Below are 12,872 nucleotides of genomic sequence, written 5' to 3'. Positions count from 1 at the left end.
ACGATATTGGTTTTGCAGCATTTTGAAAGGTACCGGTGTGTGAAATCTGCCCGGGAACCCGACCGACGGGTGATTCTCCGTCTGCCCTATATTTGTCCGATCTGCCGCTTCATCGCCTGGTTGCTGACATCTTTTGTCGTTCAACCTGAAATAATCAACGGCTTTCACCCGGGTCTCTGCCCCGGGGCCGAAACAATGCCACAATCGCGCCGCAATCCCGGCTCATCCCCGACACTCTTCTGACCATCGTTAAAGAGGTGAAAGCAACGATGCGACGCAACAGCATCGTGCATGGGATGGTTGGAATGTCAGCAAAGAACTTTGGAACCGGAATACAGACCGGCCTGACCGGGCAGGGGGATGGCACGGTTATGGATCAGGGGCTGACCGCTGACACTCTGGTGGCCTGCGAAGCAGGCTGGATGCGCGTGAGTGATCTGCGGGAAGGCAACCGGGTAAAAACGTTCGACAACGGGCTGCAGGAGATTACCGCCATCCGACGTACCGTGCTCTGGCCCGGTGCGACAACTATCCCGCAACCTTTCTGGCCGCTGACTGTCCCGGCCGGAGCTCTGAGCAATGACACTGAGATCATTCTTCTGCCCGCGCAGGGCGTGCTTGTCGAAAGCGAACTTGTGCGGGATCCGATGGGAGATCCCTTTGCGGTTGTGCCGTCGCTTGCTCTTGAAGGGCTCTGCGGCATCAGGCGCAAAGCCCCACCGCCGGAACTTGAGCAGATCCGTCTGATCTTCCGGCAGGACGAGGTGATTTACGTGCGCAGCGGAGTGCTGGCCTTTTGCCGGGGTCGGACCGACAGCGCCCGTATGAGCCGCTCATCCGTCCAGAGGCTCTACAATGTCATGGCCTATGCTCAGGCGCGTGAGGTGTTCATGCTCGACAGGGCTCTGGCGGAACGGGCGCTGGTGCGCACGGGCCGCTATACCGCGAGCTTCGGGGAGTATTCCCTGGCCGTTTAAGACCCCGGACCAGCAGACCGGGTTAACAGACAAGAATGCAGCAAACTGAAAAGGGGGGCCGCGGCCCCCTTTTTACCGTTTGGCCCGGGGGAGCGGATCAGGCCGCTTTGGCGGATGCGCCGAAGCGCCCGTAGAAAGTCTGGTTCTTTGCAGCCATGTCGCGCAGCAGATCCGGGCAGCTGAAACGCGCACCGAACTCTTCGCTCAGCGTGTCACAGCGCTCGGCGGCATATGCGGCACCCAGCATATCAAGCCAGCTCAGCGGACCACCCGACCAGGGCGCAAAACCCCAGCCGAGGATCGCACCGACATCGCCCTCACGGATATCCATCAGCACACCTTCTTCCAGTGCACGAACGGCCTCAAGGGTCTGTGCAAAGAGCAGGCGGTGCTGAACGTCGATGAGATCGGGCTGTTCATCGCGTGGCGGATACTGCTTGCGCAGACCCTCCCAGAGGCCCTGGCGCTTGCCCTTGTCGTCATAGCTGTAAAAGCCCGCGTTGGCCTTGCGTCCCAGACGGCCTTCTTTCTCCATGAAGAAAATCACCTCATCGGCGTAATCGTCATAAGAATCGCCCATAGCGGCTTTGGTCGCACGTGCGATCTTGGCACCAAGATCGATGGAGGTCTCATCGGTGAGCTGCAGCGGACCCAGCGGCATGCCAACCAGCTTGGCGGCGTTTTCGATAAGTGCCGGCTCCACGCCCTCTTTGAGCATGCGCACCCCTTCGTTGACATAAGGCAGGATGCAGCGGTTGGCGTAAAAGAACCGGGCGTCGTTCACGACAATCGGCGTTTTGCGGATCTGGCGCACGAAATCCAGCGCCTTTGCCACAGCACGGTCGCCGGTCTCGCGGCCTTTGATGATCTCCACCAGCAGCATCTTTTCAACCGGAGAGAAGAAGTGGATGCCAATGAACTGCTCCGGCCGGGCGCTGGCCCTGGCCAGGTCGGTAATCGGCAGCGTCGAGGTGTTGGAGGCAAAGATGCAGTCATCAGGGATCACCGCCTCGACCTTCTGCGTCATTTCGGCTTTGACCTTCGGATCCTCGAACACAGCCTCGATGATCAGATCGCAGCCTTTCAGCGCGTCAAGATCTGTGGTTGCGGTGATGAGGTTCAGAAGCTGTTCCTTTTTCTCCGGCGTGGTCTTTTTGCGTGCAATGCCCTTGTCGGCGAATGTCGCGGTATAGTCTTTGCCACGGTCGGCCGCTTCCTGTGTCTGGTCGATCAGCACAACTTCGATACCGGCCTGCGCGGAGACCAGGGTGATGCCGGCACCCATCATGCCTGCGCCCAGAACGCCGAGCTTTTTCACGCGCTGATCTGCCACGCCATCGGGGCGCACAGCACCTTTCTCCAGCGCTTCTTTGTTCACGAAAAGGGACCGGATCATGGCTGAGGAGGACGGATTCATCAGCACATTGGTGAACCAGCGTGCCTCAATCTTCAGCGCCGTATCGAAAGGTACCAGCGCACCTTCGTAAACTGCCGAGAGCAGCGCTTTGGCCGCCGGATAGACGCCCTGAGTCTTGCCGTTGACCATGGCCGACGCGCCGACAAAGGTCATGAAGCCCGCGGGGTGGTAGGGCGCGCCGCCGGGCATCTTGTAGCCCTTTGCGTCCCAGGGCTTTACGATATCGGCGTCTTTGGCATTCAGCACCCAGTCGCGGGCGGCAGCCATCGGATCATCGGAGACCTCATCGATCAGTCCGGCAGCTTTTGCAGCGGCCGGGGCGACCAGTTTGCCCTCAAGCAGAAAGGGCGAGGCGGCCATGGCACCCATTTTGCGCGTCAGGCGCGTGGTCCCGCCGGCGCCCGGAAAGATACCAACCATGATCTCGGGCAGGCCGATCTTTGCTTTGGGGTTTTCGGCGGCAAAAATCCGGTGCGTCGAAAGCGGGATTTCCAGACCGATACCAAGGGCCGTCCCGGGCAGCACTGTCGCCACCGGTTTGCCGCCCCTGAGCGTTTTCGGGTCCATCCCCGCACGCTCGATTTTACGCATGATCCGGTGGGCATTCATGATGCCGTCAAAGAGGCCGCGCGCAGGGTCGTCTCCTGCCATCTCTTTCATCTTCGCGATTACTTTGAGATCCATACCGCCGGCAAAGCTGTCGGGCTTGCCCGAGGTCAGGATGACGCCTTTGACAGCGTCATCGGCGAGCGCCTCGTCGAACAGCGCCTCAAGGTCATCCCAGGCCTCCAGCGTCATCACATTCATGGACTTGTCTTTGGTGTCCCAGGTGATCGTTGCGATGCCCTCGGCATCTGTTTTCATGGTAAAGTCGGTCATATCAGTTTCTCCCTGATGTCGGGGTCTCGGTGACAGGTGCCGGCTCTGGCCGGTCCACCCGGTTTTCGGTCGCGTTTTCGCCCGGGCCCCCGACCGGTTGCCAGTCTTCACAGGGCAAGGCGTTCAGAATGCTGACAATACGCCAGCGTCCGTTTTCATGGCGCATGGTGACTGCTCCGTTCCAGGCCGGCATGATATAGCCTGCATCGCTGAGAACATGAGCGCGATAGGTGGCCATCAGCAGCGTGTCACCGACAAGTTCAGCCGTTCGGATCACACGGGTGATGTCTGTCACCTGTTCCGCCCGGAACCTGCCGCGGTAAAGCTCAAAGTCACGCCGCAGATCCCGGGTTGTTTTGATGATCATCCGGTGATTGTTGAATTCGACAACCAGTGGCAGTTTGTAGAACCTGCGCCAGTCCTGAAAATGCCCGTTCAGGAGTGTGTTATCGGCCTCGCTGAAAAAGGTCTGCACGACTTTGCGCAGACGCAGTTCACTGTCGGTGTCTTCGCGCTGAAACTGCGACAGGTCGTTATGGGGCAGGTCTGCCCACTGATCGGTACTGAGCGCCGAATCCGATTTCACGACCCGCCAGATGCCGTCATCATCCTGGGTCAGCGTCCAGGTGATGGTGTATTCGGGCAGGACATGGCCGTCCCCGCGAACCATCCGCGTAGAGTGATGCCCCGTGATCCGGCCCGGCTCAGTGACCCGCGCCCTATGGCACGAGCTTTCCACATGCGTCACGCCGATACGTGCAAGCGCCGAGATGAAATCGGTGAATGCAATCAGCATGTCGCGCGGAACCTCAAGGATCAGTTTGCCTTCTGAGGTGCACATCTGATGCGGGAGGGCGATGCCAGCCATCCACGCATCAGAATCGCGCGCCAGAATGGCACCCGTCATGCTGTTCAGCAGCCTTTGGTAAATGATCCTCGCATCAGCGGACATGCTGTACTCAGACCCTCTCGATGATCGTGGCGGAGCCCATGCCCGAGGCAATACATAGTGTAGCCAGGCCGGTTTCCTTGTCTGCCCGCTCCATCTCATCGAGCAGCGTGCCGATGATCATCGCTCCGGTGGCTCCGAGCGGGTGGCCCATAGCGATCGCACCGCCGTTCACGTTGATGCTGTCAGCATCCACATCAAAGGCCTGCATGAACCGCATGACAACAGCGGCAAAAGCTTCGTTGACCTCGAACAGGTCGATATCTCTGATGTTCATGCCGTGATCGGCGAGGATCTTTTCGGTGACGGGCACCGGGCCGGTCAGCATGATGGTCGGATCGGTACCGATTTTTGCGGTGGCCCGGATGCGCGCGCGGGGTTTCAGACCGTGCTTTTCCCCGAACTCCTTTGAGCCGATCAGCAGCGCTGCGGCGCCATCGACGATGCCCGAGGAGTTGCCCGCGTGGTGGATGTGGTTGATTTTTTCCAGATGCGGATACTTCATCAGCGCGACCTTGTCGAAACCGGGCATAACTTCGCCCATCGCCTGGAACGCGGGGTTCAGGGCGCCGAGGCTCTGCATATCGGTCTGCGGGCGCATGTATTCGTCATGATCGAGAATGGTCAGACCGTTTTGGTCGCGGATTTCAATCACGGATTTTGCAAAGCGCCCGTCATCCCAGGCGGCTTTGGCGCGGCGCTGGGATTCGACGGCAAGCTGGTCTGCTTCATCGCGGGTAAAGCCGTATTCGGTGGCGATAATGTCCGCACTGATGCCCTGGGGCACGAAATACTTCTCCATTGCCAGGGTCGGATCGACGGCAATGGCGGCTCCATCGCTGCCCATCGGCACCCGGCCCATCATCTCGACGCCACCGGCGATATAGCCGTGACCGGCACCGCCGCGCACCTGGTTGGCAGCCAGATTAACGGCTTCCATGCCGGAAGCGCAGAACCGGTTGATCGCAAGACCCGGGATACGCTCGTCCAGATCAGAGGCGAGCACAGCCGAGCGCGCAAGGCATCCGCCCTGTTCCATCACCTGGGTGACATTGCCCCAGATCACGTCTTCCACGGCGTGGCCTTCAAGATTGTTGCGCTCTTTCAGGGCGTTCAGCGTCTGGGCCGACAGGCGCAGGGCGGTCACTTCGTGCAGGCTGCCGTCTTTGCGGCCCTTGCCGCGCGGGGTGCGCAGCGCGTCATAGATATATGCGTCAGTCATGTTGTTCTCCTTGCGGTGCAGGGCACCAGATTGGTCAGGCCCGGTCGGCAGGGGAGCCGGGCATCAGGTCATAGGGATGCTGCCATCCCGGTGTTTCAGAAAGGCGCGTGAGCCAGGCATCGATATGCGGCCAGTCAGCGCGGTCAAAACCGTAAGGTTCGGGATAATAGAGATAGCCACAGCAACTCAGATCGGCGTTTGTGATGTCGCTGCCCACGATCCAGTCACGCCCCTCAAGGCGGTCGTTCAGCACTGTATAGGCCGCTTTGAGCCGGCCCTGCATAAAGCCGATAACCTCCTGCGGGCGTTTGTCTTCTGGCAGGAAGTTCATCAGAAAGCGGGTCATCCCGGCCTGAGAGCTGAGTTTGTGATTATCCCAGAACATCCAGCGCAGCACTTCACGGCGTTCATCCGCGTCTTTGCCGCCGAATTTGCCGGATTTCTCCGCGACGTAATCCTGGATCACCCCGGATTGCGTGAGGCGGATGTCGCCGTCAATCATCACCGGTGCTTCGCCCATCTCGTTGATATCACGACGGTATTCCATACTGCGGGTCTGTCCGCCGAAGAAATCGACCGGAACCGCTTCCCAGTCCAGCCCGGACAGCTCAAGTGCCAGAGCCGCCTTATACGCGTTGCCGCTTTCACCGAAGCAGTGCAGTTTTATCGACATGGGTCAGTTCCTTTTACGGTCTTCAGGGCCGGGCTGCAGGCTTTGCACCCCTTTGGATTTCCCGCCGGCAGGGCCGGGCGGCTGGTAGATTCAGAGCGATCTTGCGATCAGTTCTTTCATAATTTCATTGGTGCCGCCGTAGATGCGCTGAACGCGCGCGTCGGTCCACATACCGGCAATGTCATACTCCTGCATGAACCCGTAACCGCCGTGCAGTTGCAGACAGTCATCAAGGATCTCGCCCTGGGTATCGGTCAGCCAGTATTTAGCCATCGCGGCCTTTTCCACGGTCAGCGCACCTTCAAGATGCTCGCGGATGCATTCATCAAGGAACGCGCGGGCGACAGCGGTTTTTGTGGCGCATTCGGCCAGTTTGAACCGGGTATTCTGAAACTGCGTCAGGGGGCCGCCAAAGGCTTCGCGCTCTTTGCAATAAGTGACCGTGCGCGTCAGGCCGCCTTCCATGGCACCCTGGGCACCGCATGCTATGATCAGCCGCTCCTGTGGCAGCTGCTGCATCATCTGATAGAAACCCTGGCCTTCGGTGCCGCCGAGGATGTTCTCGGGCGGAATCTCCACGTCATCAAAGAAGAGCTCTGAGGTGTCCGAGGCATGCAGGCCGATCTTTTCGAGGTTGCGACCGCGCTGAAACCCTTTGGCGCCTTCGGTTTCCAGTGCCACGAGGGACACGCCTTTGGCGCCTTCGCCCGGATCGGTCTTGGCGGCCACAAGGATCAGCCCGGCATGCTGGCCGTTGGTGATGAACGTTTTCTGGCCCGACAGACGATAGGCGTTCCCGTTTTTGAGCGCGCGGGTCTTGATGTTCTGAACGTCCGAGCCGGTTGAGGGCTCGGTCATGGCCAGCGCACCGACCAGTTCGCCCGAAACCATGCGCGGGAGCCAGCGCTGTTTCTGTTCTTCCGTGCCATAGGCCAGCACGTAATGCGCAACGATGCCGGAATGGATGCCGTGCCCCCAGCTTGCCAGATTGGCGCGCGCGGCCTCGATCAGGATCGCGGCTTCATGGCCGAAATCGCCACCGGCACCACCATATTCCTCGGGCACGGACGGACAGAGCAGGCCAAGTGCGCCGGCCTCTTCCCAAGTCGTGCGGTCCATTTCACCCTGCTTGCGCCAGGTCTCGAACCGGGGTGCCCATTCGTTGGTGATGAACTGCGCGGTCATATCCGCAATCATGCGGTGCTCGTCCGTCATCCACGCTGTCTGCTGATCCGTCATTCTCGTCCTCCCCCCGTTCGTTCGCGCGTTACTTCCTGCGCGCATCAAGCTCGCTGTTGAACAGACGCAGCCGATGTCCGAACGTCTCTTCGTTGATCACGCTGTCGAAGTTCTCAAAGAGAAACGACAGCGCCTCTCCCTCATCAAGTCCGGCCTCAGCGGCAAAGCGTTTCAGTCTGCGATAGCCGTCCTCTGTCATGGCGACGGGAAAACGGCGGGTCAGGCGGAAACGCTTGGGCATCGGGCAGGCTCCTTCGGGAGGCGGTGTCGGGGGCGGTGCCCCCGAGACTGCCGTCAGAAGTTTGCGGCGTCCAGCGCCATCACGGTATCCGCACCGGACTGAATGCGCGCAAGGTGCAGGGCCGTGCCCGGCAGCTGCCGCGCCATGTAATACCGACCGGTTGCAAGCTTGGTCTCGTAGAACTCTTTGTCCGCAGCACCGTCCGCCAGCGCGTCACGGGCAGCTTTGCCCATCATTGCCCACATCAGTCCGAGGCACACGTGGCCGAACATATGCATAAAGTCATAAGAGCCCGACAGTGCGTTGTTAGGATTCTTCATGCCGTTCTGCATGAAATACATGCCGGCGGCCTGCAGATCCTTGCTTGCGGCTTTCAGCGGATCGAGGAATTCGCGGTCGAAATCCGCGTCCTGACCGGCGTTCTCTTTGATGAAGCCTTTGACCAGATCAAAAAAGGCCATCACATGCTTGCCGCCGTCCTGTGCGAGTTTGCGGCCCACCAGATCGAGCGCCTGGACGCCGTTGGCACCCTCATAGATCATCGCGATGCGGGCGTCGCGGGTGAACTGCGACATGCCCCATTCCTCAATATAGCCGTGCCCGCCATAAACCTGCTGGGCTTTGATCGTCATGTCATAGCCCTGATCGGTCAGGAAACCCTTGATCACCGGTGTCAGCAGCGACACCAGACCGTCGGCGTCCTTGTCCTGACCGCGATGCGCGGCATCAATCAGCGTCGAGCCCCAGAGAATAAAGGCACGTCCCGCTTCAGCAAAGCTTTTCTGGTCCATCAGGGATCGGCGGATATCGGGGTGCACGATCAGCGGATCGGCAGGGCCTTCCGGGTTTTTCGCCCCGGTAACGTCGCGCCCCTGCAGGCGGTCTCTGGCATAGTCCAGCGCGTTCTGATAGGCGACCTCGGCCTGGCTCAGACCCTGCATGCCAACACCGAGACGGGCTTCGTTCATCATCGTGAACATGGCACGCATGCCCTTGTGCTCTTCGCCCAGCAGATAGCCGGTGGCACCGTCATAGTTCATCACACAGGTCGAATTGCCGTGGATGCCCATCTTTTCTTCAATCTTGCCGACAGCAACCGGGTTGCGTTCGCCGAGGGCGCCGTCTTCTTTGACGATGAATTTCGGCACAATGAAAAGAGAGACACCCTTGATGCCTTCGGGCGCGCCGGAGATTTTCGCCAGCACCAGGTGAATGATGTTATCGGCCATGTCATGCTCGCCCGCCGAGATGAAGATCTTCTGGCCGGTGAGTTTATAGCTGCCGTCTTCCTGTGGCTCCGCTCTGGTCCGCATCAGCCCCAGATCGGTGCCGCAGTGCGGCTCGGTCAGGTTCATCGTGCCGGTCCACACGCAGGAGACCATCTTTGGCAGATACATGTCTTTCTGCGCGTCGGTTCCGTGCGCGAGAATGGCCGAGGCCGCACCGTGGGTCAGGCCCTGGTACATCGTAAAGGCCATATTGGCCGAAGAGAACATCTCGCCCACCGCCGTGCCGATGACGTAAGGCATATCCTGTCCGCCGTACTGCTCGGGCATGTCCAGACCGGGCCAGCCACCTTCACGCACCTGATCAAAGGCCGCTTTGAACCCTGAGGGCGTGCGCACCACACCGTTTTCGAGTTTGCAGCCTTCTGTGTCACCCACAACATTGAGCGGCGCGAGCACCTCTGACGTCAGCTTGCCGGCCTCTTCAAGGATGGCGGAGGTAAAGTCTGCCTCAAGGTCTGAGTACCCCGGTGTTTCCTGACCGGTGATATTCAGGACATTGTGCAGAATGAACTGCATGTCTTTGACGGGCGGTGTGTAGCTGGGCATATTTACTCTCCCTCAGAGTCGGTGGTTGAGGCTTATTCTGCGGCCTTCGGGGCCTTGTTCATTGAGGCGATCATCTGCTCGCCCCATTTCAGCTGGTCGTTGAGATCCCGGATCGCTTCGTTGAGCGTATCGCGCTGATCCACGAGATCCTTGAGCCGCTTCTGCGCCACTTCAAACGACCGCATCAGCTGCGAGCGGCCCTGGTCGCCCGCGCCGTAAAGGTCGAGCAGCTGGCGGATCTCTTCGAGGCTGAAACCGAAACGCTTTCCGCGCAGGATCAGCTTCAGGCGCGCACGGTCGCGCCTGGTGAAAAGCCGTTTCTGGCCTTCGCGTACCGGGAACAGCAGCTCCTTGGCTTCGTAGAATCTCAAGGTGCGCGGCGTCACATCAAAAGCGTCGCACATTTCGCGTATCGTCATATAGGTCTCTGACATTCGTCTCACTCTCATCGCATCGGTTCGGCGCACAGATATGGGTTGAGCCAGTTGCTACAACAGGGGCTCACGTTTACGTAACCTGAACGTCGCGTCACTTTGAAAGGGTTCCGGGCTGACGCAACGGTAAGCCGGTTTAACAAGAGACAAACCGCCGCAGGAAGGCGCCGGACGGGCGGATTTATGCCGGTCCGGGCCGTCGTGCGGGTCGTCTCCGGGGTGGGGCTGTCAGTCCAGCGAAGCTGCGGTGTCGTTGCGCAGGCGGGTAAGCTCGTCGATGGCCTCGTCAAGCTGTTTGCGGTCCTCAGCAAGCTGGCCCAGCTGACGGTCTGCCAGTTCAAGCCAGGCTTTCATCTGCGCCTCATTGCCTTCGTTCTCATAGATAAGCAGCCACTGGCGGATGTCTTCGAGCTGAAACCCGAATTTCCGGCCGCGCAGGATCAGTTTCATACGGGCCCGTTCACGCGGGCCGTAAAAGCGCGCGCGGCCTTCCCGGTCCGGCTGCAAAAGTTCGATGTATTCGTAGTACCGCAATGTCCGCGGTGTCACATCAAATTCCGCGCACATCTCTTTAAATGTGAGACGGTCAGATACCATGTAACTCTCTCTCCCTGACGGCAGGGTAGGCCTCATCCGCCAGGAGCGCAACTCCTGCTCTTGCTCTCCGGGGGCGTCTGCGCTGATAAAGGAAATTCAGGCCCCGGCGGGGTATCAGGCAAACGGAGCTTCATCTGAATGGCAGGCAAGACAGATATCGCACGGCAGTTTATCGAGGCGATACCGCACAGTAAGGCTCTGGGCATGGAACTGACCGATATGGGTGACGGTCTTGCGGTGATCGAGATGCCCTATGACGAAAAGCTGGTGGGCGACCCCGAGACCGGTGTGATCCACGGGGGGGCGGTTTCGGCCCTGATGGACACCTGCTGCGGGGCGGCGGTGATGAGCCATCCCGACAACCCCGGCGGAACGGCCACGATCGATCTGCGCATCGATTATATGCGTGCCGCGACCCCCGGACAGCGCATCAAAGCAACCGCCACCTGTTATCATGTAACCCGCACGGTTGCCTTTGTGCGGGCCACCGCGGTGGATGAGGATGACGACAACCCGGTGGCAGCAGCGACCGGGTCCTTTACCGTGGAGGGCAGCCGATGAGAGAGCCACGCCGCAAACCCGAGCCGGTTCAGGTCATCAAACAACGTCGCGATGCCATGCTGCGCGCGCTGGTCGGAGGTGTGCCCTATATCAGCTATCTCGGTATCAGCTTTGAGCGCCGCGGCGACGAGCTTACGGGTATTCTGCCGTTCAATCACAAACTGATCGGCAATCCTCTGCTGCCGGCGATTCACGGCGGCGTAACGGCCGCTTTTCTGGAGGTCACAGCGATCATCACGCTGAGCTGGACCTATCTGTGGGAAGACGTGGAATCCGGTGCGATTGATACCGCGGGCCTTGAGGCCGGTGCATTGCCCCGGCTGCCCAAAACAATCGACATCTCGACCGATTACCTGCGCTCCGGTCTGCCGCGAGACGCCTATGCGCGGGCACGCATCAACCGCTCCGGCCGGCGCTATGCCAGTGTGCATGTCGAGGCCTGGCAGGATAACCGCGACAGGCTTTTTGCCCAGGCGACAGGGCATTTTCTGATGCCGCCGAAGCGTGACTGACACCGCCTCTCCTGCGCGGGCGGCGGTGACCCACCGCCGCGTCCTGAAAATTGCCCTTCCGATTGTGCTGTCAAATGCGACCGTCCCCATCCTCGGGGCCGTAGACGTCGGCGTCGTGGGTCAGATGGGCGAAGCGGCCCCCATCGGGGCTGTCGGCCTTGGCGCAATCATTCTCAGCACCCTCTACTGGATCTTCGGGTTTTTGCGGATGGGCACGGTCGGGCTTGTGGGCCAGGCCGAAGGAGCAGGGGACGACGCAGAGGTTTCCGCATGGCTGACGCGTGCACTCCTGGTGGGGCTGGCGGGCGGCGTCATGCTGATCATCCTGCAGCCGCTCATCTTCTTTGCCGCGCTGCAGCTGGCACCGGCGAGCGAGGAGGTCGAGAACCTCGCATGGACCTATCTGAGCATCCGGATCTGGACTGCCCCTGCCGCAATCGCCGTTTATGCGCTGACCGGCTGGCTTGTGGCAATGGAGCGCACCGGCCGTGTGTTCTGGGTGCAGCTTGTTATGAATGGTACCAACATCCTGCTCGATCTGCTTTTTGTGCTGGTCTTCGACTGGGGTGTCGGCGGCGTCGCCGTGGCGACAGTAATTGCCGAAATCACCGGCGCAGCGCTTGGTCTGTGGTTTTGTCGCAGCGCTTTCAGCCGGCCCGACTGGCGCGACTGGCCGCGTATCTTCAACCGGGCAAAGCTTATCCGCATGGCCCTGCTGAATACTGACATTCTCCTGCGCTCGGCGATGCTGATGATCATCTTTTCGTCCTTTGTCTTTATCGGCGCACGGTTCGGGGATGTGACGCTGGCGGCCAATGAGGTGCTGATCCAGTTCATGTATATCACCGCTTATGCGATGGACGGCTTTGCATTTGCCGCCGAGACACTGATTGCGCGGGCCATCGGGCGCGGCGACCGCGGCTTTGTACGCCGTTCTGCCATAGTCACCTCGACCTGGGGCCTGGTGATCTGTGTCAGCATGGCGCTGAGCTTTGCGCTGGCCGGCGACTGGCTCATTGTGCTGATGGCCAAGGACAGAGATGTGCAGATCGTGGCAGGTCAGTTTCTGCCCTATATGGTGCTGGCACCGCTGGCGGGATGTGCCGCCTGGATGCTGGACGGTATTTTTATCGGCGCGACGCGCAGCCGGGACATGCGCAATATGATGGCGCTCAGCTTCGTCATTTACTGGGCTGCGATTTTCGTGCTGATCCCGCTTTTGGGCAATCATGGTCTGTGGCTGGCGCTGCTCATCTCTTTTGTCGCGCGGGGCGTCACGCTCGGGCTTCGGTATCCCGCGCTTGAGCGTCAGGCGGAGGCGGGCGGAGATTGAAAA

The 12,872-nt window shown here is 60.1% G+C and carries 13 protein-coding genes; 4 read left to right on the top strand and 9 right to left on the bottom strand.

Going from position 1 to position 12,872, the window contains the following annotated elements; translation table 11 throughout:
* Window positions 1-305 precede the first annotated feature (305 nt).
* Window positions 306-977, top strand: a complete 672-nt coding sequence (locus tag G3256_RS13955) for a Hint domain-containing protein (RefSeq protein WP_169641406.1) — start codon at window positions 306-308, stop codon at window positions 975-977.
* A gap of 97 nt (window positions 978-1,074) precedes the next feature.
* Here G3256_RS13955 and G3256_RS13950 read toward each other — a convergent pair whose 3' ends face one another.
* The 9 genes from G3256_RS13950 to G3256_RS13910 form a co-directional block, all read right to left on the bottom strand.
* Entirely contained in the window at window positions 1,075-3,273 is a 2,199-nt protein-coding gene (locus G3256_RS13950; protein WP_169641405.1) for a 3-hydroxyacyl-CoA dehydrogenase NAD-binding domain-containing protein, read from the bottom strand.
* A gap of 1 nt (window position 3,274) precedes the next feature.
* Complete coding sequence (locus G3256_RS13945) at window positions 3,275-4,225, bottom strand: hypothetical protein (protein WP_206040739.1); 951 nt, start codon at window positions 4,223-4,225, stop codon at window positions 3,275-3,277.
* Between the two features lie 7 nt (window positions 4,226-4,232).
* Window positions 4,233-5,444 carry an acetyl-CoA C-acetyltransferase gene (locus G3256_RS13940; RefSeq protein ID WP_169641403.1) on the bottom strand — a complete coding sequence of 404 codons (1,212 nt, stop codon included), beginning with the start codon at window positions 5,442-5,444 and terminating at the stop codon, window positions 4,233-4,235.
* 34 nt (window positions 5,445-5,478) lie between these two features.
* Window positions 5,479-6,117 carry a glutathione S-transferase family protein gene (locus G3256_RS13935; protein WP_169641402.1) on the bottom strand — a complete coding sequence of 213 codons (639 nt, stop codon included), beginning with the start codon at window positions 6,115-6,117 and terminating at the stop codon, window positions 5,479-5,481.
* Window positions 6,118-6,207: 90 nt separating this feature from the next.
* Complete coding sequence (locus G3256_RS13930) at window positions 6,208-7,356, bottom strand: acyl-CoA dehydrogenase family protein (RefSeq protein ID WP_169641401.1); 1,149 nt, start codon at window positions 7,354-7,356, stop codon at window positions 6,208-6,210.
* A 28-nt stretch (window positions 7,357-7,384) separates the two neighbouring features.
* On the bottom strand, window positions 7,385-7,597 hold the full coding sequence (locus tag G3256_RS13925) for a hypothetical protein (RefSeq protein ID WP_169641400.1): 213 nt from the start codon (window positions 7,595-7,597) through the stop codon (window positions 7,385-7,387).
* Window positions 7,598-7,650: 53 nt separating this feature from the next.
* Window positions 7,651-9,432 carry an acyl-CoA dehydrogenase C-terminal domain-containing protein gene (locus G3256_RS13920; RefSeq protein WP_169641399.1) on the bottom strand — a complete coding sequence of 594 codons (1,782 nt, stop codon included), beginning with the start codon at window positions 9,430-9,432 and terminating at the stop codon, window positions 7,651-7,653.
* Window positions 9,433-9,464: 32 nt separating this feature from the next.
* Complete coding sequence (locus G3256_RS13915; RefSeq protein WP_169641398.1) at window positions 9,465-9,866, bottom strand: MerR family transcriptional regulator; 402 nt, start codon at window positions 9,864-9,866, stop codon at window positions 9,465-9,467.
* Between the two features lie 228 nt (window positions 9,867-10,094).
* Window positions 10,095-10,463, bottom strand: a complete 369-nt coding sequence (locus G3256_RS13910; RefSeq protein WP_169641397.1) for a MerR family transcriptional regulator — start codon at window positions 10,461-10,463, stop codon at window positions 10,095-10,097.
* A 138-nt stretch (window positions 10,464-10,601) separates the two neighbouring features.
* On the opposite strand from G3256_RS13910, the gene G3256_RS13905 reads away from it, so the two are divergent.
* Genes G3256_RS13905 through G3256_RS13895 form a run of 3 tightly spaced genes read left to right on the top strand, consistent with a single transcriptional unit; the run spans window position 10,602 to window position 12,869 of the window.
* A complete protein-coding gene (locus G3256_RS13905) occupies window positions 10,602-11,024 on the top strand; it encodes a PaaI family thioesterase (RefSeq protein WP_169641396.1) in 423 nt (140 codons plus the stop codon).
* Window positions 11,021-11,536, top strand: a complete 516-nt coding sequence (locus G3256_RS13900) for a PaaI family thioesterase (RefSeq protein WP_169641395.1) — start codon at window positions 11,021-11,023, stop codon at window positions 11,534-11,536. Before G3256_RS13905 ends, G3256_RS13900 begins: the two co-directional genes overlap by 4 nt.
* Window positions 11,529-12,869, top strand: coding sequence for an MATE family efflux transporter (locus G3256_RS13895; protein ID WP_169641394.1), 1,341 nt, complete (start codon window positions 11,529-11,531; stop codon window positions 12,867-12,869). The genes G3256_RS13900 and G3256_RS13895 overlap by 8 nt, the downstream gene beginning before the upstream one ends.
* Window positions 12,870-12,872: the final 3 nt, after the last annotated feature.

The organism is Roseobacter ponti (genome assembly GCF_012932215.1).
In the GTDB taxonomy this organism is placed as follows: domain Bacteria; phylum Pseudomonadota; class Alphaproteobacteria; order Rhodobacterales; family Rhodobacteraceae; genus Roseobacter; species Roseobacter ponti.
Note: the sequence above shows the minus strand (reverse complement) of the source record. Positions and strands in the feature narration are given on the sequence as shown.